Source organism: Exiguobacterium sp. SH0S2, assembly GCF_004337185.1.
GTDB lineage: Bacteria > Bacillota > Bacilli > Exiguobacteriales > Exiguobacteriaceae > Exiguobacterium > Exiguobacterium aurantiacum_A.
In genome coordinates this window covers 1-389 of record NZ_SJVB01000032.1, presented here as the reverse complement: position 1 = coordinate 389, position 389 = coordinate 1, and the positions used below count along the sequence as shown (strand labels likewise).

Genomic DNA, 389 nt, shown 5'->3' with positions numbered 1-389 from the left:
ATTCTTAATAAGCAATTGAGAAAGATTGATAGCTCTTTTGTTTTCCGTGCGCCTGTCTTATAGGAATAAGGTTTCGTTTACCATGCTTAGGGTATTTTAGTAATAAGAATAATAGAATCGGAGTTGAATGGTATGTATCAAAACATTATGGTGGCTTATGATGGTTCAGACGGCAGCCGCCTGGCATTCGACCAAGCTATTGAATTCAAAAAAGCCCTGCCTGATGTTAAATTGACCATTATTTATGTGAACGAGCAATACCACGAATCCACCGGGTTAGTAGAAGCTGGAGGCGGCACGACGCCCCGGGTTGTTTCCGCGAATGTAGACAGTACGTATGCCCAATTTATGCCGCCCGACATTGATGGCATGGCGTCTCAGACAAACAC

1 protein-coding gene is annotated in these 389 nt (G+C 43.4%); it reads left to right on the top strand.

Annotated elements, in window-relative coordinates; translation table 11 throughout:
- Nucleotides 1–132: 132 nt before the first annotated feature.
- The coding region (locus EVJ21_RS15290) for a universal stress protein (RefSeq protein WP_161568963.1) at nucleotides 133–389 on the top strand (257 nt) is incomplete at its 3' end.